This is a genomic window from Georgenia wutianyii, assembly GCF_006349365.1.
In the GTDB taxonomy this organism is placed as follows: Bacteria; Actinomycetota; Actinomycetes; order Actinomycetales; family Actinomycetaceae; genus Oceanitalea; species Oceanitalea wutianyii.
In genome coordinates, this window is sequence record NZ_CP040899.1 from 3,078,754 (window position 1) to 3,100,392 (window position 21,639).

Genomic DNA, 21,639 nt, shown 5'->3' on the forward strand with positions numbered 1-21,639 from the left:
CCTGGGAGGCACTGGTGCCCGACCCCCGGCGTGCGACGCCGCGCACCGACACGGTCCTGGCCGACCCTGCCCTCACCGCCGCCGCCGGCCGCCTCGGGCCGGCCCTCGTCCGCGACGTCGTCCACGACGTCCTCGCCGCGTGCCGCACGGGCCTGGTCGAGCCGGGCGACGTCGCCGGCGTCGTCCTCGCGTCCCTGCCGGCGACGGCGACGACGCTGCGTCCCGTCCTCAACGCCACCGGCGTGCTCGTCCACACCAACCTCGGCCGCGCGCCGCTGTCGCCCGCCGCCGTCGAGGCGCTCGCCGTCGCGGCCGGGACGAGCGATGTCGAGCTCGACCTGTCCTCCGGACGGCGTGGGCGGCGCGGCCGGGGGGCGCTGGACGCCCTGGCCCGGGCGGTGCCGGACGCCGGAGCCGTGCACGTGGTGAACAACGGGGCGGCGGCGCTCGCGCTCGTCACCCTCGCTCTGGCCGCCGGGCGGCGCGTCGTCGTCGCGCGCGGCGAGCTCGTCGAGATCGGCGACGGGTTCCGCATCCCCGAGCTGCTCGAGTCGGTCGGGGCCCGGCTGCGGGAGGTCGGGACGACCAACCGGGTGCGGCTGGAGGACTACGCGGAGGCGGTCGACGAAAACGTCGCGTTCGTCCTCAAGGTGCACCCCTCGAACTTCCGGGTCACCGGCTTCACCTCCGCGGTGCCCGTCGAGCAGCTGGCGAGCCTCCCGGTGCCCGTCGTCGTCGACATCGGGTCCGGGCTGCTCGCACCCCACCCGCGACTGCCCGAGGAGCCCACCGCCGCTGCCGCGCTGCGGGCGGGTGCCACCGTCGTCACCGCCTCGGGGGACAAGCTCCTCGGCGGCCCGCAGTGCGGGCTGCTGCTCGGCGAGGCCGGCGTCGTCGAGGGCCTGCGGCGCCACCCCTTCGCCCGCGCGCTGCGCGTCGACAAGCTCACGCTGGCCGCGCTCGAGGCGACCCTGCGGGGGCCGCTCCCGCCGGTCCGGGCCGCGCTGGAGGCCGACCCCGCCGAGCTGCTGCGCCGGGCGCGGGCGCTCGCCGCCGCCCTCGCCCCCGACGTCCCGGCCGAGGCCGTGGAGAGCGTCGGCGCCGTCGGCGGGGGCGGGGCGCCGGGCGTCGAGCTGCCCAGCGCCGCCGTCGCCGTGGACGAGCGGTGGGCCCTCCCGCTGCGCACCGGGGCCACGCCCGTGCTCGGCCGCGCGCACCGCGGGCGGCTGCTGCTCGACCTCCTCGCCGTGCCCGCCGACCAGGACGAGGCCCTCGTCCGGGCCGTGCGCGCCGCCGCCGGGGCCCCGTGATGCGGGTCGTCGCGACGGCGGGACACGTCGACCACGGCAAGTCCGCCCTCGTCCGCGCGCTGACCGGCGGCGAGCCGGACCGGCTCGAGGAGGAGCGCCGGCGCGGGCTGTCGATCGAGCTCGGCTACGCGTGGACCACGCTGCCGGGCGCGGGTGAGGTCGCGTTCGTCGACGTCCCGGGGCACGAGCGGTTCATCACGACGACCCTCGCCGGCCTCGGCCCGGTCCCGGCCGTCCTCTTCGTCGTCGCCGCGGACGACCCGTGGATGCCGCAGGCCGCCGAGCACCTCGCCGCCCTCGACGCGCTCGGGGTGGACCGCGGGGTCCTCGCCGTCACCCGCGCCGACCTCGCCGACCCCGCCCCCGCCCGCGAACGCGCCCTCGACCAGCTGAGCGTCACCTCGCTGGCCGGCGCCCGGGCCGTGGCGGTGAGCGCGCGGACCGGGGACGGGCTGGCGGAGCTGCGGGAGGCGCTCGTCGAGATGCTCGCCACGCTGCCCCAGCCGTCGGCCGAGGTCCCGGTCCGGTTGTGGGTGGACCGCAGCTTCACCATGCCCGGGGCGGGGACCGTCGTCACCGGCACCCTGCCCGCCGGGCGGGTGCGCCCCGGCGACGGGCTCACCTCGTTGCGCGGCGGGCACCGTGTCCGCGTCGTCCACTCCCTCGGCCGGGCGGTCGAGGAGGTCACCGGCACGGCGCGCGTCGCGCTCAACCTCTCCGGCGACGTCGAGCGCGGCGACGTGCTCGTCACGCCCGGGGCGTGGGAGCACACCGAGGTGCTCGACGTGCGTCTCGGACCCACCCGCCTGGGCCGCGGCGACCCGCCGCGGCGCCCGCTCCTCCACGTCGGCTCGGCCGCGCTCCCCGTGCACCACCGCCCGCTCGCCGAGGGCCTGGCACGGCTCACGGTCGAGCGTCCGCTGCCGCTGCGGGTGGGCGACCGGCTGCTGCTGCGCGACCCCGGCACGCGCCGCCTGTGGGCGGTCACCGTGCTCGACCCCGCTCCCCCGCCGCTGCGCCGGCGCGGTGCCGCGCGGCTGCGGGCCGCGGCGCTCGCCGACGCCGACGGGCGGGCCGACCTCGGCGCCGAGGTCGCCCGGCGCGGGCTGGTCGAGGCCGAGCTGCTCACCCGGATCGGGGTGCCGGCGGACGGTGCCGCACCGGGAGTCGTGCGGGCCGGCGGGTGGCTGCTCAGCACCGCCCGACTCGCCGAGGCCGCGCGCGAGGCCGCCGCCGTCGTCCGTGAGCACGCGCGGGCCGCGCCGCTCGAGCCCGCACTCACCCTGCCCGCGCTCGCCGAACGGCTCGGGCTGCCCGGGCCCGAGGTCGCGGCCGCCGTCGTCCACGACCCGCTGCGGGTCGAGGCGGGGCGCGTCGTCGAGGCCGCTGCGGCGTGCGTGCCCGCCGAGGTCGTCGCGGCGGTGGAGGCGCTCTCCGCACACCTGGACGCCGAGCCGTTCGCCGCGCCCACCGCCGCCGAGCTCGAGGCCCTCGGGCTCGTGCCCAAGGTACTGGCGGCCGCGGCGCGGGCCGGCCTCGTGCTGCGCCCGGCCCCGGGCATCGTGCTCCTGGCCGACGCCGCCGACCGCGCCGTCGAGGTCCTCGCGACGCTGCCCGGGCCGTTCAGTGCGAGCGAGGCGCGGCAGGCGCTGCGCACGAGCCGGCGGGTGGCGCTGCCGCTGCTCGTCCACCTCGACCGCACCGGTCGCACCCGCCGCCTCCCCGACGACCGCCGCCACCTCACCTGACGCCCGCCCCCGACTCCCCCCCGGCGGCGACAGCCGACTTCCGCACGACAGCCGACTTCCGCACGACAGCCGACTTCCGCACGACAGCGGACTTTCCGCACGAGAGCCGACTTCCGCGCGATAGCCGACTTCCGTGCAACAGCCGACTTCCGCACGAGAGCGGAGTTCCGCGCGACAGCGGAGTTCCGCACGACAGCGGACTTCCGCACGAGAGCCGACTTCCGCACGAGAGCCGACTTCCGCACGAGAGCCGACTTCCGCACGAGAGCCGACTTCCGCACGAGAGCGGAGTTCCGCACGAGAGTGATGTCAGACCGGAGCCGGTCGCAGTGACAGCCGATCCCACGGCGTTGAGTCGTGCCTCTCGAGGAAGTCGGCTCTCGCGCAGAAGTCCGCTCTCGCCACAAAGTCGACTGTCGGGCAGAAGTCCGCTCTCGCCACAAAGTCGACTGTCGGGCAGAAGTCCGCTCTCGCCACAAAGTCGACTGTCGGGCAGAAGTCCGCTCTCGCCACAAAGTCGACTGTCGGGCAGAAGTCCGCTCTCGCCACAAAGTCCGCTCTCGCGCGGAAGTCCGCTCTCGCGACGAAGTCCGCTCTCGCGACAAAGTCGGCTGTCGGGCGGAAGTCGGCTGTCGGGGTGGGGGGTCAGGGGGTGGAGGGGAGGGCGTTGCGGACGGCGGTGGTGACGGCCTCGGCGAGGGTGGTGCGATCGGCGCGGAGGGTCGAGCGGTCGAGGGGGACCTCGACCACCGAGCGGCCCCGGACGGGCGCCGCGACGGCGGCCTCCAGCTCCGGCAGGCTCCGGGCGAGCACGTGGCGCACGCCGTACCCGGCGCACAGCGCGGCGACGTCCACCGCCTGCGGCGTGCCGAACACCCGCTCGAAGGTCGCGGCCCGCTCGGGCGCGCCGTGCTCCAGCGTCGCGAAGATCGACCCGCCGCCGTCGTTGAGGAGCACCACCTGCAGGTCGACCTCCTCCTCGAGCGCGCCCCGCAGCAGGCCGCCGACGTCGTGGAGGAACGTGAGGTCCCCGACCACCGCACGCACCGGCGCCCGGCTCGCGAGCGCCAACCCGGTCGCCGTCGAGAGGGTGCCGTCGATGCCGGCGAGCCCACGGTTGGCGACGAGCCGCAGCCCCGCGGGCAGCGCGGGCAGGGCGAGGTCCCAGTCGCGCACGGTCATCGAGGAGCCGAGGACGAGCGTGGCGGGCTCGCCGGCGGCCGCGGCCACGACGGCGCGCGCGACGGTGAGCCCGTCGAGCACGTCCCGGCCGGCGAGCACCTGCGCCGCCGCGGCACCGGCCCGCTGCCAGCGCCCCAGCCAGTCAGCGCCGTCGTCCTCCCCGGGCACCACCCGGACGGCGCCGGCGACCCGGTCCGCGGTGCCGGCGACGTCGGGCCACACGCGTCCGGTTGGCGCGACGACGACGACCTCCGGCTCGGTGCGGGCGAGCAGCGCGCTCACCGGGCGCGAGAGGGTCGGGTGCCCGAGCACGACGACGCGCTCGACCTGTCCGCCGAGCTCCCCGAGGAGCAGCCGGTAGGCCGGGACGGCGTTGGGGCCGCTCCGCGCGCCGGACGTGGGCTCGGCGAGCAGCGGCCAGCCGCCGGCCTCGGCGAGCGCGGCGGCCGCGGGCCCCGCGCCGTCGCCGGCGACGACGACGGTTCGCCCGCCGGCCGGGATCTCGACGACGCCGCCCGGCTGCCGCGGCGCGACGACCTCACGCTTCCCGGGCACCTCCCCCGGCTCCCAGGCGCGGGCCGGGACGAGGGGCTCGCGGAAGGCGACGTTGAGGTGGACCGGGCCCGGCTCACCGGAGCGGGCGCCGGTCGCCGCGGCGAGCGCCCGCACGACGACCTGGCCGACGGCGGCCGGCGGGGTGTCGGCGGGCAGGTCCGCCTCCCACCGCGGTGCCGAGGCGAAGATCCCCACCTGCTCGGTCGTCTGGTTGGCCCCGGTCCGCCGCATCTCGTGCGGGCGGTCCGCGGACACGACCACGAGCGGGACTCCGCTGTGCGCGGCCTCGAGCACCGCCGGGTGGAGGTTGGCCACCGCGGTCCCCGAGGTCGTCACGACGGCCGCCGGGACGCCGTCGGCGCGGGCGAGACCGAGGGCGACGAAGCCCGCCACCCGCTCGTCCACCCGCACGTGCAGCCGCAGCCAGCCGGCGTCGTGCGCGGCGAGCAGGGCGTAGGCGAGCGGCGCGCTGCGCGACCCGGGCGACAGGACGACGTGGCGCACGCCGCCGCGCACGAGCGCGGTGACGAGCTCGCGGGCGAGCAGCGCCGAGGGCGCCTCGCCGCTCACCGGGCCACCGCCGCGACGTCGCGCAGGCGCCGGGCCCACCGCTCGTGCACCTCCGGCGGGGCGGCGGCGGCGCCGAGGCTCTCGGGCGTCGGGACGGCGGCCCGCACCGGCAGGTGTCCCTCGCGGGGCACGAGCGGGTCGGGCACGGTGTCGCGCTCGAGCAGCCGCACGGTGCCCAGCCCGCAGGCGTGGTGGAGCTCGGGGAGCGCCGCGGCGAGGGCGACCCCGGCGGCGATGCCGACCGAGGACTCGAGCGCGGAGGACACGACCACGGGCAGCCCGACCTCCTCGGCCAGCCGCAGACACGCGCGCACGCCGCCGAGCGGCTGCACCTTGAGCACGACGACGTCGGCCGCCTCCGCGCGCCGCACCGCGAGCGGGTCCGCGGCGCGGCGGATCGACTCGTCAGCGGCGATGGGGACGTCGGTGCGGCGGCGCAGCGCGGCGAGGTCGGCGACGTCCGGGCACGGCTGCTCGGCGTACTCCAGGCCGCCGGCGGCACGGTCGAGGACGGCGAGGCGGACGAGGGCGGTGTCGAGGTCCCAGGCGGCGTTGGCGTCGATGCGGATGTGCCCCTCGGGCCCGAGCGCGTCGCGGACGGCCTCGAGGCGCGCCTGCTCCTGGGCGAGCGACTGACCGGGCTCGGCGACCTTGACCTTCGCGGTGCGGCACCCGCCGCTCGCGGCGACGATCGCGGCCGCCTGCTCGGGGCCGACGGCGGGGACGGTGACGTTGACGGGCACCCGGTCGCGCAGCGGCGCGGGCCAGCCGACGTCGGCGGCCTCGCGGGCGGCGGCGAGCCAGGGCGCGGACTCGGCGTCGTCGTAGTCCCAGAACGGGGAGAACTCGCCCCAGCCGGCGTCGCCGCGCAGCAGGGCGCCGTCACGCGTCGTGATCCCGCGGAAGCGGGTGGTCATCGGCGTGGAGTAGACGGCGGCGGGCGGCAGGTGGCCGGTCGAGGTGGACACACCCCCAGGGTAGGCGGGGGCGTGCCGGTCCCTCACAGGACGAGGCCGAGGAGCCGGGCGGTGTTCTCGCGCGGGTCGCGGCCCTCGCTGAGCGCGGCGACGGCGGCGCCGTCGACGACGGCGAGGGCGAGCTCGGGCGGGCAGCTGCTCCCGGCGGCCGCGAGCACCCGGGTGATCGCGGCGTCGAGCCTCCGGCGCCCGGCGCGGTAGGCGGCGGCGACCTCGGGGCTGCGCCCGGCAGCCGCGAGCTGCTCGTAGTGGCCACGGACCCCGGCGGCGGGCGGCAGGAGCGCCTCGCAGAGCAGGTCGGCGGCCTCCGCGGCGGGGACGGGCCCCTGCGCCGCGCGCGTCTCGGCACGCTCGGCGACCCACTCGGCCTGCTCGGCCCACAGGTCGCTGATGAGCTCGGCCCCGGCCCCGACGAGCTCGGCGAGGTCACGGAAGTAGTACGTCGTCGCCGAGAGCGAGCACCGGGCCTGCTCGGCGACCCGCCGGTGGGTCACCTCCGCCGGTCCGCGCTCGAGGATGAGCGTGGCCGCCGCCTCGACGAGCTCCGCGCGCCGGCGGGCCCCCTTGCCCTGGGCGGGCTCGTTGCCCTGGGTGGGCTCGACGGTCTCACTCACCGGTCGTCACCGCCGGTGCGGCATCCGGGGCGGCCCCGTTCGTGCTCAGCTGCAGCCCGGCGATGCCGGCGATGATGAGGAGGATCGAGACGACCTTCACCAGGGAGACGCCCTCGCCGAGCCAGACCATGCCGATGGTCGCCGTCACGGCGGCGCCGATCCCGGTCCACACCGCGTAGGCCACGCCGACGGGCAGCACCCGCAGCGCGTAGGCCAGGCCGAGAAAGCTCACGGTGGCGAAGACGAGGAACATCACCGAGGGCCACAGCCGGGTGAACCCCTCCGAGGCCTTGAGGCTGAGCGCCCAGGCCGACTCGAGCAGCCCCGAGGCCACCAGCACGATCCACGCCATGACGCTCCTCCAAGTACGGTCGTACCACCATGTCCGGTACGACCGTACCAGTAGTGGCGGTGCGGCGTCGCGGGTCGAGGGCTGCACCTGCGCCGTAGGCTGACGCGCATGAGCGCCCAGCCCGACCAGCCCTTCGACCCGCGCCGCTGGCGCCCGGTCGAGGGCTTCGACCTCACCGACATCACCTACCACCGCGCCGTCGAGCACCTCCCGGACGGCACCACCCGGGACCTGCCGGCCGTCCGGATCGCCTTCGACCGCCCCGAGGTGCGCAACGCCTTCCGCCCGCACACGGTCGACGAGCTCTACCGGGCCCTGGACCACGCGCGGATGACCTCCGACGTCGCCGCCGTCATCCTCACCGGCAACGGCCCGAGCCCCAAGGACGGCGGCTGGGCCTTCTGCTCCGGCGGGGACCAGCGCATCCGCGGGCGGGACGGCTACCGCTACGAGACGCAGGACGCCGACGCGCTCGCCGGGACCGCCCAGCGGCGCGAGCAGATCGACCCCGCCCGCGCGGGCCGGCTGCACATCCTCGAGGTCCAGCGCCTCATCCGCACGATGCCCAAGGTCGTCATCGCCGCGGTGAGCGGCTGGGCCGCAGGAGGCGGGCACTCGCTCAACGTCGTGTGCGACCTGTCCCTCGCCTCGCGCCAGCACGCGCGGTTCAAGCAGACCGACGCCGACGTCGGCTCCTTCGACGCGGGCTACGGCTCGGGACTGCTCGCCCGGCAGACCGGTGACAAGCGCGCCCGGGAGATCTTCTTCCTCGCCCGGGAGTACTCCGCCGAGGACGCCGAGCGCTGGGGCGTGGTCAACGAGGTCGTCGACCACGCCGACCTGGAGACGACGGCGCTGGAGTGGGCGCTGACGGTCGCGGGGAAGTCGCCGCAGGCGATCCGCATGCTCAAGCTCGCGTTCAACATGGTGGACGACGGCCTGGCCGGCCAGCAGGTCTTCGCCGGGGAGGCCACGCGCCTGGCCTACATGACCGACGAGGCCGCCGAGGGACGCGACGCCTTCCTCGAGAAGCGCGACCCGGACTGGTCGCGCTTCCCGTACTACTACTGAGCCGTACTACTACTGAGCCGTACGACTGAGCGGCGCCGCCCGGTGGGCGGCGCCGCTCAGTGCGTCGTCGTGGTGACCGCGCCGACCCGGTAAGTGGCCGTACCCGCAGCGCCCGGGCCCTCCATCCCTGTCAGCCGCTGCGGGTACGGCCTGTACGTGTCCGCGTCGCGCAGGCCTCCACTCCTGCTCTAGCGGGCACGCCCCCCGTTACCGTGCCTGCCACACCCCCTGCATCCTCGAAGAAGCACGTGGAGCGCGGTCACGTGACAAGTGTGCAGCCCGGGGACGGGCGCGGGAATCGGCCTCCCGCATCGATTTGCGGGGCCGATCATCCCGCGGAGGAATGACGATCCGGTGCGACCTTCGCAGGACGGTCAGCGGGCGATCTCGACGCCGCCGCGGTCGACCGGCACGAGCTCGACCCATGTCGTGCCCGGGACGAGGGTGACCTCGGCGCCGTCGGCGGTCCGCAGGGTCACCCGCTCGCTCGTCGCGTCCTTGGACCACGTGGCCTCGACGGTGCGTCCGCCCGAGGCGACGAGGGCCTGCCCGCCACCGGTCATCACGGTCTCCGGCACGGCGCTGCCGGCCTGGTCACGTCCGGCGGAGGCGACGACCTGCACCCGCAGGACGACGACGTTCTCCGCCCCGAGCACCTCCCCGGTGGCGGACACCGACGGCGTGCCCGCCTCGTCCCGCAGCCACCGCTGCGTCGCCGCGTCCCACGTCCACGACGGGGCGGTCTGCGGGAAGCGCAGGTGGAGGGCGGTGGCGGCCTCGCCGCCGACGACGGCCGTGGCCTCGGCGGCGTTCTCGGCGAAGAGGAACTGCTCGGGCGGCGGCTCCGTCGCGAGGGACTGGAGGAGGAAGTCCGCGGGGCGGCCGTAGAGGTTGTGCGGCGCGCGGCGCTCCTGGCTTCGGAAGAACCCGGCGTGCCCGGCGTCGTTGGAGATGAGCTGGACCCCCTCGGCCTGCACCGAGGCGAGGAACAGCGGCTGGCCACCGGAGATGACCTGCGGCCCACCGAGCGGCGCGACGATGCCCGCGTCCATCGGACGCAGCGAGCGGATCGGGCCGACGACCTCCGGCAGCCGGGAGTGGAAGACGGCGTTGAAGCGGGTGATGCCGCCCTCGACCATCTCCTCCCACACGACGTCGGCGTCCTCCAGGCCCGTCTGCGGCCGCGCCATCGCCGTGTTCTCGACCTTGATCGCGAGCGCCGGGGCGTCCCCCGCGGCGTCGCCCAGCGGCAGGCCGGTGAGCGGCCACGTCGGCTCGGGCGTGGGCTCCGGGGTGGGGGTGGGCGTCGGGGTGGGTGTCGGCGTCTCCACGGCTGCCGGGGCAGCCGCCCGCGGCACCGCCGAGGAACACCCGGTCACCGCGAGCACCGTCATCATCAGTGCCGCGACCAAACGACGTCGTGCGGACATTCAACCCTCCTACCTGTGACTGCTCCGACACGGTACCGGCGCCCCGGCCCTACCCTGGCGGCATGAGGTCCCAGCCCGGACGGCGCGTCGCCGTCCTGCCCGGCGGCACCGGGCCCCGGGCGGTCGCCGCCCTGCTCGCCGCCCTGCCCGCCGCCCTCGACGGCACCGGGCCGGCCGTGCGGCCCACCGACCCGGCGCTGAGACCCCCCTCCCCGGTCACCGCCCCGCCAGGCGTGGCCGCCCTCGTCACGACCTCCGGCTCGACCTCCGGCACCGGCCGCCTCGTCGCGCTCGACGGCGCGGGGCTGCTCGCCTCCGCGCACGCCACCCACGCCCGCCTGGCCGGCCCCGGCCAGTGGGTCACCTGCCTGCCCGTCCACCACGTCGCCGGGCTGCAGGTGCTCGTGCGCTCCGTCGTCGCCGGCACCCGCCCCGTCGTCCTGGACACCACCGCGGGCTTCCGCGCCGCGGAGCTGGCCGCCGCGGTGCGCCGGCTCGACCCCGGCCGTCCCGGCTACCTCTCCCTCGTCCCGACGCAGCTCGCGCGCGTCATGGCCGACGACGACGCCGTCGCGGCCCTGCGCGGCCTGGCCGCCGTCCTCGTCGGCGGCGCCCGGACGGCGGCCCCGCTCCTGGACGAGGCACGCGCCGCGGGCCTCACCGTCGTCACCACCTACGGGATGACCGAGACGGGCGGCGGCTGCGTCTACGACGGGGTGCCGCTCGACGGCGTCGAGGTCGAGGTCGACGCCGAGTCGCGGGTCTGGCTCGGCGGCCCGGTCCTCGCCCGCGGCTACCTCGACGACGAGGCCGCCGACCGCGAGACGTTCCAGGTCCGCGACGGACGGCGCCGGCTGCGCACGAACGACCGCGGCGAGCTCACCGGCGGGCGGCTCACCGTCCTCGGCCGGCTCGACGACGTCGTCCTCACCGGCGGGCTCAACGTCTCCGCGGGGGCGGTGGAGCAGGCGCTGGGCGACCTGCCCGGGCTGGGGGAGGCGGTCGTCGTCGGGGTCCCGGACGAGCACTGGGGCGCGGTCGTCACCGTCGTGGCCACCGCGGCCCCACCGCTGGAGGAGCTCCGGGAGCACGTCGCCGCACGCCTGGGCCGCCACCATGCGCCGCGGGCCCTGGTCCGGGTCCCCGCGCTGCCGCTGCGCGGGCCCGGGAAGGTCGACCGGCTCGGTGCCGCCGCCCTCGCCCGGGACCTGCTCGCCGGCGCCGACCCCGGCACCGAACGCCTGCCCTAGCGGCGCGGCGGGACCGGGGACCGGCGGGGAGCGGCCGGCGGCGCGACTACGCTGGACGCCGTCCCTCGCACCAAGGAGCTCCATGGCCACGTTCGCCGACTGGGTGGAAGGCGCCCGGATCCGCACCCTCCCGGCCGCCGCCGCCCCCGTCCTCGTCGGCACCGGCGCCGCCTACGCGCTGGGTGAGGGCTCGGTCGTCCGCGCCCTGCTCGCCGCGGGCGTCGCCCTCGCCCTCCAGATCGGGGTGAACTACGCCAACGACTACTCCGACGGCGTGCGCGGCACCGACGACGTGCGCACCGGCCCGCCGCGGCTGACGGGCTCGGGCGCCGCCCGGCCGGGCACGGTCAAGGCCGCCGCGTTCGCCTCCTTCGGGGTCGCCGCGGTCCTCGGTCTCCTCCTGTGCGCCGTGGCCGGGACGTGGTGGCTCCTCGGCGTCGGCGCCCTGTGCGTCCTCGCGGCCTGGTACTACACCGGCGGGCGCAACCCCTACGGGTACCGCGGCCTCGGCGAGGTCGGCGTCTTCGTCTTCTTCGGGCTCGTCGCCACCCTCGGCACGACCTGGACCCAGGCGCTGCGGCTCTCGTGGCCCGCCGTCGCCGGCGCCGTGGGGATCGGGCTCATCGCGTGCGCGCTGCTCATGGTGAACAACATCCGCGACATCCCGACGGACACCGTCACCGGCAAGCGCACGCTCGCCGTGCGGCTGGGCGACACGGCCGCCCGCCGGGTCTACGTCGCGATGATCGCCCTGCCCGTCGTGCTCGCCCTCGTGGTCGCCCTCGCCCACCCGCTCGCGCTCCTCACGCTCGCCGTCGTACCCGGCGTCGTGATCGCCGCGCGGCGGGTCCTCGGCGGGGCGCAGGGCCGCGAGCTCATCGTCGTGCTGCGCGACACCGGGCTCATCGAGCTCGGCTACGGCCTGCTGCTGGGGGCCGGGCTGGCTCTCTGAGCCGGTTCAGCCGCGCGGGCCGTCGCTGTCCTCGCGGTGCTCGCGGTCGAGGAGGGCGTCCTCCTCGGCGGCGTCCTGCGCGATCGCCGCGTCCATCGCCCCGGTCCGTCCGCCGCGGCGCCGCGCGATGACGGCGGCCGCGTCGTTCGCCTGGCGCGGCAGGACGAGGAACGACACGAGCGCGGCGACGAGGAACGCGACGGCGAGCAGCAGCCAGCCGCGCATCCCCACCAGCCACAGCACTCCGAGGACAGCGGCGAGGACGACGAGCCGCAGGAGGGTGTATCGCAGGATCGGCACGAGAAGAGCCTACGTCGCCCGCCAGCAGTACTGATCCGCACGCGAAGCGCTTAGGCTGGTGCCGATATGCGATTCCTCCCTGTCATCCTCACCCTCGCACTCGTCGTGTACGCGCTGGTCGACTGCGTACGCTCCGACGACTCCGACATGCCCGTCGGTCTGCCGAAGGCCGTGTGGGTGATCCTCATCATCGTGTTCCCCGGCGTCGGCGCCATCGCCTGGCTCGTCGTCAGCCGGGTGGCCCGCCAGGGCCAGCGCACCCCCGGGCGCCCGCTCTTCGGTGGCGGCCAGTCCCACCCCTCTGCCTCGCGCGGACCGGCATCCCGCCCGCTGGCCCCGGACGACGACCCCGACTTCCTCGCCTCCCTCGGGCGCCCGGAGCCCGAGCTCCCCACGGAGCCCGAGGCCACGGCGGGCGAGGACGCCCCGGAGCCCGACGCCGGCCCGCAGGACGAGGACCCCTCCCCGCGCAGCTGATCCAGACGCTCGCGGCGTGAGCTCTGCCGGCCACGAGGCCGGCACCCCTCCGCCCGCGACGACGGCGGCGCGGACGCCCGCACGTCCCACGGCGCCCCTACCGCGCCCCCCGGCACGCGCACCGCGCGGCCCACCACACCGTGCCCCGCGGCTCCACCGACGACGAAGGCGCGGCCCCGGCATCCGCGCCGGGGCCGCGCCTTCGGCCGTCCTCAGAACGCGTAGCCGTGGATGGTGTCCGCGAGGAGGTTGACGCCGAAGTAGTTGACGAGCACGAGTGCGAAGCCGGACAGCCCGAGGTAGGCCGCCTTGCGTCCGTCCCACCCGCGAGTCGCGCGGGCGTGGAGGTAGGCCGCGTAGACGACCCAGACGACGAAGGTGCCGACCTCCTTGGGGTCCCAGCCCCACGGGCGGCCCCAGGCGTGCTCGGCCCAGATGGCCCCGGCGATGAGGGTGAAGGTCCACAGGAGGAAGGCGACGGCGTTGAGCCGGTAGGCGAACCGCTCGAGCTCGGCCGAGCTCGGCAGGGAGTCACCGAGGCGGCCCCAGAAGCCGCGGTCGGTCTCCTGTGCGGGGGCGACGTCCACCTCGGTGCCGCCGGACCCGCCGGCCAGCGCGACGGCGGGCTCGCGCTGCTGCGCGGAGGCGCGCTCGCCGCGCTCCTTGACCAGCTGGACCACCGACAGCGCAGCGGCGACGGCGAAGACGCCGATCGCCATCGTCGCCACGGAGACGTGGATGACCAGCCAGTAGTGGTCGAGGGCCGGGCGCACGCCGTCGGCCGCGATGTACAGGACCGAGACCGCCAGACCGAGGGCCAGCAGGGTCGGGGTGATGACGAGGGCGCCGAGGTAGCGCAGGTCGCGCCAGCGCTGGATGAGGAGGAACGTCCCCACCGCGACGAGCGTGAAGACGATCGTGAACTCGTACATGTTCGCCCACGGCACGCGCCCCGCGGCGATCCCGCGCGTCACGACGCCGACGGCGTGGAGGACCACGCCCAGGACCGTCGTCGTCATCGCGATCGCGGCGGCGCGGCGGGGCCGCCCCTCCGGGCCGCGGTCGCGCAGGGCGGACAGGTCGACGCCGAAGGCGATCATCGCGACGGCGTAGGCCGCCATCGCGCCGTAGATCGCCAACAGGCTCAGCTGGCCGAGGTCGTTCACTTGTCCTCCTGTGAAGTGGGCCCCGCGGCCCGGACTGCTGTCATGACGTGCTCGAGCTCCTTCTCCAGGCCCGGGTCGTCACCCCGGGCGAGCGCCGCCGCCTCGACCACTGTACGGCCCCCCTCACCGGCGCCGACCTTGACCCACAGCCGGCGGCGTGGGACGAACAGCGAGGCCGACAGCCCGGCCATCGCGAGCAGCGCGGAGACGAGGAGCAGGGTGAGCGAGGGGTCGTAGCGCACGTCGAGGGCGGCGAACCGGGGCAGGGAGTCGAAGGAGATCGTGCCCAGGCCGTCGGGCAGCTCCACCTCCTGGCCGGGCTCGAGGAGGATCTTGACCTCACCCTCCTCGTCGGTGAGCTGGGTGAGCCCGGTGGTGTCGAGCTCGTAGACGTTCTGCGGGACGCCGTCGTCCAGGCCCAGGTCGCCGGTGTAGACGTCCAGGACGATGAGCGGGGCGTTGGGCTGGGGGTGCACCGAGCGGACCCCGACCTCGTCGACGACGGCGGTGGGCAGGAGGTAGCCGGTGAAGCCGAGCTGCTCCAGGCCCGGGGAGACGTCGGGGACCTTGACGACGCCGCGCGAGGTGTAGAAGTCGTCCTCCGGGAGGAAGGGCACCGGCTGGGAGAAGGCGACCTCCCCCTCGGCGTCGCGCACGGTGAGGTGGGGGGCGAACCCGTTGCCGGCGAGGTAGATGTTCGCGCCCGACGCCTCGACCGGGTGGTTCACCCGGATGACGTCCTCGCGGACCTCGCCGTCGGGCTCGGTGATCGCCACGTGGGCGGCGAAGTCGCGCGCCTGGGCGTCCACGGTGAACTCCGAGGTCATCTCCTGCAGGGTGAGGACGAACGGGTCGAGCCGGTCCTCGTCGACGAGCGAGCCGGAGGTGAAGGTGTCGTAGTCGACCAGCGCGTTGGCGAAGGACCGGTCCTCGACGACGACGGCCTGTCCGCGGTAGCTGAGCACCTGCCCCAGACCCAGGGCGATGAGCACGCCGACGAGCGACAGGTGGAAGACGATGTTGCCGGTCTCCCGCAGGTACCCGCGCTCGGCGCTCACGCCGTCGGGGGTGGTCGCGACCCGGAACCGCCGGCCGAGGGCCGCGCGCACGGCCGCGGTGACCTCCTCGGGGGAGGCAGCGGTCTCGTGCGTGGCGTGCACCGGGAAGCGGCGCAGGCGCCGCGGGACGCGCGTGGGCGCGGCGCGCATCGCGGCGAGGTGCGTCCTCGTGCGGGGCAGGATGCAGCCGATGAGCGAGACGAAGAGCAGGAGGTAGATCGCGGCGAACCACGGGGAGGCGTAGACGTCGAACAGGCCGAGGCGGTCCAGCCAGACGGCGAGCCCGGGCTGGTCGGCGCGGTAGCGGGCCACGGCCCCGGCGTCCTGGGGGGTCTGGGGGAAGAAGGCGCCCGGCAGCGCGGCGAGCGCGAGGAGCATGAGCAGGAGCAGCGCCACGCGCATCGAGGTGAGCTGACGCCAGGCCCAGCGCAGCCAGCCGCGCACGCCGATGCCGGCGGGCGCCGCGGGCTGCGGGCTCTCCTGCTCGTCGTCGAGGGTCCGCAGGCCCTCCGGTCGGTAGGACATCACACCACCGTCACGTAGTCGGCGACCAGGCCCTGCACCCAGCCCGCGAAGTGGTCCCACAGGCCGGTGACGAGCGCGAGGCCGACGAGCACGAGCAGCCCGCCCCCGATGCGCATGATCGTCACCCGGTGGCGGCGCAGGAAGGCGGTCGCCCGGGTCGTGCGCGAGTAGAGCAGCGCGATGACGACGAAGGGCAGGCCCAGCCCCAGGCAGTACGCCGCGGCGAGCAGGGCGCCGCGGGCGGGGTCGCCGCCGTCGAGGGACAGGAGGAGGACCGCAGAGAGCGTCGGGCCGATGCACGGCGCCCAGCCCAGACCGAAGACCACCCCGAGGACCGGGGCGCCCCACAGCCCGGCGCGGGGGCTCACGTGCAGCCTGCGCTCCCGCTGGAGGAACGGCACGGCGCCCATGAACGCCAGGCCCATGAGGATGACGACGACGCCGAGCACGCGGATGATGACGTCGAGCCAGGGCTCGAGCGCGACGCCGAGCGCGCCGAAGACCACCCCGAGGAGGACGAACACGGCGCTGAAGCCGAGGACGAAGAGCAGCACGCCGAGGAGGAGACGGCCCTGGCCGGTGGAGGTCCGGGTGGCCGTGGCGCTCCCGCGGCGGGCGGCGCCCGACGGAGCCTGGCCCAGCGTGCCGGTCATGCCGCCGAGGTAGCCGACGTAGCCGGGCACGAGCGGCAGGACGCACGGCGAGGCGAAGGACACCGCACCGGCGACGACCGCCACGGGCAGGGCGGCGAGCAGCGAGCCGCTGAGCACGGTCGCCTGGAAGGACTGGGCGATGGAGTCCCAGCTCATCGGGCCGCCTCGGCCAGGGCGTCCTCGACCATCCCCCGCACGACGGCCGGGTCGATCTGGCCGAGCACCCGCCCGGCGACCCGGCCCTCGGCGTCGAGCACGACCGTCGTCGGCATCGCCCGGAGCGGGACGACGCCCTGGAGTGCGGCGACACCGCGGGCGGCCTCGTCGTGGAGGCTCGGGTAGGGGACGGCGAAGCTGCGCTCGAAGGCCTGGGCGGTGGCGGCGTCGTCGCGGGGGTTGATCCCGAGCATCTCCACGCCCTCGTCGGCGTAGTCCGCGTGGATCGCGGCGAGGTCGTCCGCCTCGGCCCGGCAGGGCGGGCAGGCGGCGTACCAGAAGTTGAGGACGACGACGTCGCCGCGCCAGCCTGCGAGGTCGACCTCCTCGCCCTCGTAGGTCGTCCCGGTGAGCTCGACGGGCTCACCGCGCTCCCCCTGCTCCCACACCGTCCACGAGCCGTCACCGGCCTGGTAGCCGGCGCCGGTGGTGTCGGCCGTGGTGTCGCTGCTCGTGCCGCACGCGGCGAGCGCCGCGGTCAGGGCGAGGGCGGCCAGGACCCGGGCGGACCTCCTCACTCCTGCGCCTCTCCACGGGGGCCGTCCTGGGCGGCACGCGGCACCGCGGCACCGGAGGACCCGGGGAGCAGGTCGAGGGCGCCCGCTACGAGGTCCGCGGCGGGCTCCCAGTAGTCGAGCCCGACGAGCCGGGGCCCGGCGAAGGTGAGGGAGGTGAGGGAGGTGAGGGAGCACTGGCGCTTGCGCGGGTCGTGCCACAGGGGGCGGCGCTCGAGGAAGAGGCGGGTGACCCAGATCGGGAGCTGGTGGCTCACGAGGAGCGCCTCTCCCCCACCCTCGGCCTCCAGGCGGCGGCGGGCGTCGCCGACCGCCGCGGTCATCCGGGCGACCTGGTCGCGGTAGGGCTCGCCCCAGCTCGGACGGAAGGGGTTGACGTAGCGGGGCCAGTACCGAGGGCTGGCGAGGGCGGCCCGCTGGGACCCCACGGTCGTCCCCTCGAAGGTGTTGCCCGCCTCGATGAGCCGCTCGTCGGTGCCGACGTCCAGCCCGAAGGCGCCGGCCGTGGGCCGGGCGGTCTCCTGGGCGCGCTGCAGGGGGGAGGCGACGACGAGCCGGATGTCGTGGCCGTTGCCGTGGAGCACGTCCGCGACGCGCTGCGCCATGAGCCGGCCGCGGTCGGAGAGCCGGTAGCCCTCGAGGCGGCCGTAGAGCACACCATCGGGGTTGTGGACCTCGCCGTGCCGCAGGAGGTGGACCGTGGTTCGCGACATGTGCCTAGTGTCGCAAACTCCGGGACTTCCCCGATCCGCTCGGGCGTGCGGCAGGCCACACGCGTCGCCGGGTTGCGCACGCCGTCTCCCCGACCTATGGTTGAAGCATCAACTAATGGCCATCACCCAAGGAGATCCCATGACCATCCCCGCACCGGGCACCTACACCATCGACCCCTCGCACTCCGAGATCGGCTTCACCGTCCGCCACGCCGGAATCGCCAAGGTCCGCGGTCAGTTCACCGAGTTCTCCGGCGAGATCGTCGTCGCGGAGGACTTCCCCCAGTCCCGCGTCGCCGTCGAGATCCAGTCCGCCTCCGTCGACACCCGCGACGCGAACCGCGACAACCACCTGCGCAGCGCGGACTTCTGGGACGCCGAGAACCAGCCGACCTGGACCTTCGTCAGCACCGGCGTCGAGGGCACGGGCGAGGAGTTCACCGTCAACGGTGACCTCACCATCAACGGCGTGACCAGGCCGGCCACACTCGCGGTGGAGTACAACGGCGCGGCGACCGACCCGTTCGGCAACCAGCGCGTCGGCTTCTCCGCCACCACCGAGGTCTCCCGCAAGGAGTTCGGCCTCACCTGGAACGCGGCCCTGGAGACCGGCGGCGTCCTCGTCGGCGACAAGATCCGCATCGCCATGGAGGTCTCGGCCATCGTCGCGACCGTCGCGGCCTGACCTTCGCGGCCTGACCGTCGCGGCTCCCGAGCCGCGACTCGGCGGCGGCGGCCGGCACTCCCGGCCGTCGCCGCCTACCCCGTGAGCGCCTCCCGGACGCGCGCGGGGTCGATCTGCCAGAAGCCCTGCACCGTGCCGTCGACCTCGACGACGGGCACGTACTCCCCGTAACGGGCCTGCAGCTGCGGGTCTGCGTCGACGTCGACCTCGTCGAACCCCGTCCGGGCACGGTCGCACTCGGCGACGACGACGCGGCGCGCCTCGTCGCACAGGTGGCAGCCTTGGCGGGAGTAGAGGACCACTCTGGAGTCGGGCACGAGCCGATCCTAGGCCCGGCCCCTAGTGTGGGGGCGTGGATGCCAACCCCGACGAGCCCGGCACCGTGGCCGCGTTCTTCGACATCGACAACACGATCATCCGTGGCGCCAGCGCCTACCACCTCGCCGGCGAGCTCTACCGCCGCGACTTCTTCGGGCTGCGCGACATCGCCTTCTTCGCCCGCCACTCGGTGCTCTACCTGCTCTTCGGGGAGGACCTGCGGCGCATCGCGGCCACCCGCGCGCGGGCCCTGCGCATCGTCCGCGGGCGCACCGTGGCGGAGGTCGTGTCGATCGGCGAGGAGGTCTACGACCAGGTCCTCGCCAACCGGATCTTCCCCGGCGCCCGGGCGCTCATCGACGAGCACCTCGCCGCCGGACACGAGGTGTGGTTCGTCAGCGCGACGCCCGTGGAGGTCGCCGACCTCATCGCCGGGCGGCTCGGGGCGACCGGCGCCCTGGGCACGATCGCCGAGCACGAGGACGGCGTCTACACCGGCGAGCTGCGCGGCAACATGCTCCACGGCGAGGGCAAGAAGGCCACCGTGCTGCGCCTCGCCGAGGAGCGTGGCATCGACCTCGCGCGCAGCCACGCCTACGGCGATTCGGTCAACGACATCCCGCTCCTCACCGTCGTCGGCTCGGCGTGCGCGATCAACCCCGAGCCTCGGATGCGGCTGTACGCCGCCGAGGTCGGCTGGCCGGTCCGCGACTTCCGCCGTCGTCGCCGGGACGTCAAGCGCGGCGTACGCACCGGCGTGCGCAGCGCGGGCTGGGCCGGCGCTGTGTGGGCGGCGAGCGCCGTCGTCCGCGGCCTGCGCCGTCGCCTCACCGGCCGCTGACCCGCCGCGGGCTCCGTGGCCGGGGCCCGGCCGCTGCCCCCAGCGTCGCCGTCGCCCGTCGCCCGCCGCCTCCCCCTCTGGGACACCCCCTGCAGCCCACGGACACCCCCCGCAGCACGCCATCGCGCCGCAAAAGTGCGTCCCAGACGATGACGACGCAGGAAGTCGGCTGTCGCGCGGGAGTCGGCTGTCGCGGGAGGGGGTGGGCCCGGGGGCGCGGGGGGCCCGGCCCCAGGGCGCCCGCCTCCCCCTCTGGGACACCCCCTGCAGCCCACGGACACCCCCTGCAGCACGCCATCGCGCCGCAAAAGTGCGTCCCAGACGATGACGACGCACGGAAGTCGGCTGTCGCGCGGAAGTCGGCTGTCGCGGGAGGGGGTGTGGGGGCGTGGGGAAGGCGAGACCCCGGAGACGCGCCAGGCCCGGCGGATGCCGGGCCTGGGGGCGTCAGTTGCGCTCGCTCACTTCTTGTTGCGGCGCTGGTGACGGGTCTTGCGAAGCAGCTTGCGGTGCTTCTTCTTCGACATACGCTTGCGGCGCTTCTTGATGACAGAGCCCATGGAACCTCGCAGTGCTTGGTCGAGTCGGCAGGTGCGCACAGCACGTGGCTCTACGCAGAACAGGCCGAGTCTAGCGTCTCGAGCGGCGGAGCGCGTTGCGGCGGTCGTCACTCGGGGTAACGGCCACCCGCGGCGATGCGCTTTCGCGGGTGGACGACGCTGCGCGCGGCGACGAGCGTGACCTCGTCCCCCGACCCGTCGCCGCCGATCTCCGCCCGGCCGCGCACGCGGGCGGCCTCGTCCACGACGGTGCGCACGACGCGCGCTCCCGGCCCGATGCGCACGTCGTCCAGGAGCACCGAGTCGAGGACCTCCGCGCCGGGCGCGACCTGCACGCCCGGGCCGAGCACGCTGCGCCGCACCGTCCCCTCGACGACGACGCCGGAGGCGAGCAGCGAGTCGGCCACCTCGCCCTTGGCGTGGACGCGCGCACCGAGGTGGCGCAGCGCCCGGGTGCGGATCGGCCAGCGCTGGTCGTCGAGGTCGAAGGGCGGCTGCTCGAGGAACTCCATGTGCGCGCGCCAGTAGGCGTCGACGGTGCCGACGTCCTGCCAGTAGCCGGTGTGCCGGAGCTCCACGGCGGCCCCGCGCTCGACGAGGGCGGGCAGCACCTCCTCCCCGAGGTCTCCGAGCGCGTCCTCCCCCTTCTCCTTCACCACGGCCTCCAGCGCCCCGAGGAGCGCGGCGGGCGTGAAGGCGAAGACCTCCGTGGTCACGAGGTCGGAGGGCGGGTCGTCCGGCTTGAGCTCGTAGCGCACGATGCGCCCGCCCTCGGCGACGACGACGCCGTAGCGGGTGACGTCCCCGTCGTGCCGGGTCGTCACCATCGTGACGTCGGCGTCGCTGTCGAGGTGGTGGGCGATGACGTCGGCGTAGTCCATGCGGTAGACGGCGTCGGCGGAGGCGACGAGGACGACGTCGGGGTCGTGGTCGCGGATCCGGCCGGCCTTGCGCCACAGGGCGTCGGCGGTCCCGGCGTGCCAACCCTCGCGGTCGTCACCGCGGTGCGGACCGAGCACCATGAGCCCGCCCCGCGAGCGGTCCAGGTCCCACGGACGCCCGCCCGCGAGGTGCTCGGTCACCGACTCCGGCTCGAACTGCTCGACCACCCACACGTCGTCGATGCCGCTGTTCGCGGCGTTCGACAGGGGGAAGTCGATGAGCCGGTGGCTTCCGCCGAAGCGCAGTGCGGGCTTGGCGCGGTGCTCGGTGAGCGTCTCCAGACGGGAGCCCGCGCCACCGGCGAGGACGATGAGGAGCGTGCGTGGTTGAGCCATCGCGTGATCGTCTCGCGCAGACGGCGACGGCGCTCGCTCAGCGCGCCTGGGACTCCGGTGCCCAGTCGCCGACGCCGCTGTTGAGCATCTCCTCGACGGCGTGCTGCGGCACGCGGAAGGAGCGCCCGACGCGCACGGCGGGGATGTCGCCGGCGTGGACCATGCGGTAGACGGTCATCTTCGACACGCGGAGGAGCTCGGCGACCTCGGCGACCGTGAGGAACCGCGGTGCCCGCTGCTCGGCCATGTCCACCTACCCGTGTCGTGTTGACGGCGCCAGCGCGCCCGAGATTCTGCTCGAACTCTAGAGCCTCACGCCGGTTT

Annotated in this window: 23 protein-coding genes; 8 read left to right on the forward strand and 15 right to left on the reverse strand. The window is 75.5% G+C overall.

What is annotated here, in order from left to right; genetic code table 11:
- The first annotated feature begins 14 nt into the window (after positions 1-14).
- Positions 15-1,310: an L-seryl-tRNA(Sec) selenium transferase gene (gene selA, locus FE251_RS13605; RefSeq protein WP_139949039.1), complete on the forward strand. Its 1,296-nt coding sequence runs from the start codon at positions 15-17 to the stop codon at positions 1,308-1,310.
- Positions 1,310-3,058 (forward strand): selenocysteine-specific translation elongation factor, encoded by a 1,749-nt coding sequence (locus FE251_RS13610; protein ID WP_139949040.1) that lies wholly within the window; start codon positions 1,310-1,312, stop codon positions 3,056-3,058. The genes selA and FE251_RS13610 overlap by 1 nt, the downstream gene beginning before the upstream one ends.
- Positions 3,059-3,703: 645 nt before the next feature.
- On the opposite strand, the gene menD is transcribed toward FE251_RS13610, so the two are convergent.
- Genes menD through FE251_RS13630 form a run of 4 tightly spaced genes read right to left on the reverse strand, consistent with a single transcriptional unit; the run spans position 3,704 to position 7,308 of the window.
- Complete coding sequence (gene menD / locus FE251_RS13615) at positions 3,704-5,365, reverse strand: 2-succinyl-5-enolpyruvyl-6-hydroxy-3-cyclohexene-1-carboxylic-acid synthase (RefSeq protein WP_230976434.1); 1,662 nt, start codon at positions 5,363-5,365, stop codon at positions 3,704-3,706.
- Positions 5,362-6,333, reverse strand: coding sequence for an o-succinylbenzoate synthase (locus FE251_RS13620; RefSeq protein ID WP_269144718.1), 972 nt, complete (start codon positions 6,331-6,333; stop codon positions 5,362-5,364). Before FE251_RS13620 ends, menD begins: the two co-directional genes overlap by 4 nt.
- 32 nt (positions 6,334-6,365) lie before the next feature.
- Positions 6,366-6,956 carry a TetR/AcrR family transcriptional regulator gene (locus FE251_RS13625; RefSeq protein WP_139071344.1) on the reverse strand — a complete coding sequence of 197 codons (591 nt, stop codon included), beginning with the start codon at positions 6,954-6,956 and terminating at the stop codon, positions 6,366-6,368.
- Positions 6,949-7,308, reverse strand: a complete 360-nt coding sequence (locus tag FE251_RS13630) for a DMT family transporter (protein WP_139071343.1) — start codon at positions 7,306-7,308, stop codon at positions 6,949-6,951. The genes FE251_RS13625 and FE251_RS13630 overlap by 8 nt, the downstream gene beginning before the upstream one ends.
- A 108-nt stretch (positions 7,309-7,416) precedes the next feature.
- On the opposite strand from FE251_RS13630, the gene FE251_RS13635 reads away from it, so the two are divergent.
- Entirely contained in the window at positions 7,417-8,379 is a 963-nt protein-coding gene (locus FE251_RS13635; RefSeq protein WP_139071342.1) for a 1,4-dihydroxy-2-naphthoyl-CoA synthase, read from the forward strand.
- A gap of 374 nt (positions 8,380-8,753) precedes the next feature.
- Here FE251_RS13635 and FE251_RS13640 read toward each other — a convergent pair whose 3' ends face one another.
- On the reverse strand, positions 8,754-9,809 hold the full coding sequence (locus FE251_RS13640) for a DUF3048 domain-containing protein (RefSeq protein ID WP_139949042.1): 1,056 nt from the start codon (positions 9,807-9,809) through the stop codon (positions 8,754-8,756).
- 62 nt (positions 9,810-9,871) lie between these two features.
- Between FE251_RS13640 and FE251_RS13645 the strand changes: the two genes are divergently transcribed.
- Both FE251_RS13645 and FE251_RS13650 read left to right on the forward strand, forming a co-directional pair.
- Positions 9,872-11,059 (forward strand): AMP-binding protein, encoded by a 1,188-nt coding sequence (locus tag FE251_RS13645; protein WP_139949043.1) that lies wholly within the window; start codon positions 9,872-9,874, stop codon positions 11,057-11,059.
- 82 nt (positions 11,060-11,141) lie between these two features.
- Positions 11,142-12,011, forward strand: coding sequence for a 1,4-dihydroxy-2-naphthoate polyprenyltransferase (locus tag FE251_RS13650; protein ID WP_139071339.1), 870 nt, complete (start codon positions 11,142-11,144; stop codon positions 12,009-12,011).
- Positions 12,012-12,017: 6 nt separating this feature from the next.
- Here the strand turns inward: FE251_RS13650 and FE251_RS13655 are convergent, their stop codons facing one another.
- The gene (locus FE251_RS13655) at positions 12,018-12,311 is read right to left on the reverse strand and encodes a DUF4229 domain-containing protein (RefSeq protein WP_139949044.1); all 294 of its coding nucleotides are present in this window, start codon (positions 12,309-12,311) and stop codon (positions 12,018-12,020) included.
- 66 nt (positions 12,312-12,377) lie between these two features.
- Here FE251_RS13655 and FE251_RS13660 point away from each other — a divergent pair, with 66 nt between their 5' ends.
- Positions 12,378-12,788, forward strand: a complete 411-nt coding sequence (locus FE251_RS13660; protein WP_139949045.1) for a PLD nuclease N-terminal domain-containing protein — start codon at positions 12,378-12,380, stop codon at positions 12,786-12,788.
- A 212-nt stretch (positions 12,789-13,000) separates the two neighbouring features.
- Here the strand turns inward: FE251_RS13660 and ccsB are convergent, their stop codons facing one another.
- The 5 genes from ccsB to FE251_RS13685 are packed head-to-tail and all read right to left on the reverse strand — an operon-like array spanning position 13,001 to position 17,634.
- Positions 13,001-13,954, reverse strand: coding sequence for a c-type cytochrome biogenesis protein CcsB (gene ccsB / locus FE251_RS13665; RefSeq protein ID WP_230976435.1), 954 nt, complete (start codon positions 13,952-13,954; stop codon positions 13,001-13,003).
- Entirely contained in the window at positions 13,951-15,537 is a 1,587-nt protein-coding gene (gene resB / locus FE251_RS13670; protein WP_139949046.1) for a cytochrome c biogenesis protein ResB, read from the reverse strand. Before resB ends, ccsB begins: the two co-directional genes overlap by 4 nt.
- Positions 15,537-16,346 carry a cytochrome c biogenesis CcdA family protein gene (locus FE251_RS13675; RefSeq protein ID WP_139071335.1) on the reverse strand — a complete coding sequence of 270 codons (810 nt, stop codon included), beginning with the start codon at positions 16,344-16,346 and terminating at the stop codon, positions 15,537-15,539. The genes resB and FE251_RS13675 overlap by 1 nt, the downstream gene beginning before the upstream one ends.
- Positions 16,343-16,924, reverse strand: a complete 582-nt coding sequence (locus FE251_RS13680) for a TlpA family protein disulfide reductase (RefSeq protein ID WP_139949047.1) — start codon at positions 16,922-16,924, stop codon at positions 16,343-16,345. The genes FE251_RS13675 and FE251_RS13680 overlap by 4 nt, the downstream gene beginning before the upstream one ends.
- The gene (locus tag FE251_RS13685) at positions 16,921-17,634 is read right to left on the reverse strand and encodes a histidine phosphatase family protein (RefSeq protein WP_139949048.1); all 714 of its coding nucleotides are present in this window, start codon (positions 17,632-17,634) and stop codon (positions 16,921-16,923) included. Before FE251_RS13685 ends, FE251_RS13680 begins: the two co-directional genes overlap by 4 nt.
- A 139-nt stretch (positions 17,635-17,773) precedes the next feature.
- Here FE251_RS13685 and FE251_RS13690 point away from each other — a divergent pair, with 139 nt between their 5' ends.
- Positions 17,774-18,319, forward strand: a complete 546-nt coding sequence (locus FE251_RS13690; RefSeq protein ID WP_139949049.1) for a YceI family protein — start codon at positions 17,774-17,776, stop codon at positions 18,317-18,319.
- A gap of 74 nt (positions 18,320-18,393) precedes the next feature.
- Here the strand turns inward: FE251_RS13690 and FE251_RS13695 are convergent, their stop codons facing one another.
- Positions 18,394-18,636: a glutaredoxin family protein gene (locus tag FE251_RS13695; RefSeq protein ID WP_230976436.1), complete on the reverse strand. Its 243-nt coding sequence runs from the start codon at positions 18,634-18,636 to the stop codon at positions 18,394-18,396.
- A 35-nt stretch (positions 18,637-18,671) separates the two neighbouring features.
- Between FE251_RS13695 and FE251_RS13700 the strand changes: the two genes are divergently transcribed.
- Complete coding sequence (locus FE251_RS13700) at positions 18,672-19,478, forward strand: HAD family hydrolase (RefSeq protein WP_139071331.1); 807 nt, start codon at positions 18,672-18,674, stop codon at positions 19,476-19,478.
- Between the two features lie 461 nt (positions 19,479-19,939).
- On the opposite strand, the gene FE251_RS13705 is transcribed toward FE251_RS13700, so the two are convergent.
- From FE251_RS13705 to FE251_RS13715, 3 genes are all read right to left on the reverse strand, one after another.
- On the reverse strand, positions 19,940-20,038 hold the full coding sequence (locus tag FE251_RS13705) for a 30S ribosomal protein bS22 (protein WP_005504750.1): 99 nt from the start codon (positions 20,036-20,038) through the stop codon (positions 19,940-19,942).
- 107 nt (positions 20,039-20,145) lie between these two features.
- Complete coding sequence (locus FE251_RS13710) at positions 20,146-21,315, reverse strand: glucose-1-phosphate adenylyltransferase family protein (RefSeq protein WP_139949050.1); 1,170 nt, start codon at positions 21,313-21,315, stop codon at positions 20,146-20,148.
- A gap of 37 nt (positions 21,316-21,352) precedes the next feature.
- Positions 21,353-21,562, reverse strand: coding sequence for a helix-turn-helix domain-containing protein (locus tag FE251_RS13715; protein ID WP_139073417.1), 210 nt, complete (start codon positions 21,560-21,562; stop codon positions 21,353-21,355).
- Positions 21,563-21,639: the final 77 nt, after the last annotated feature.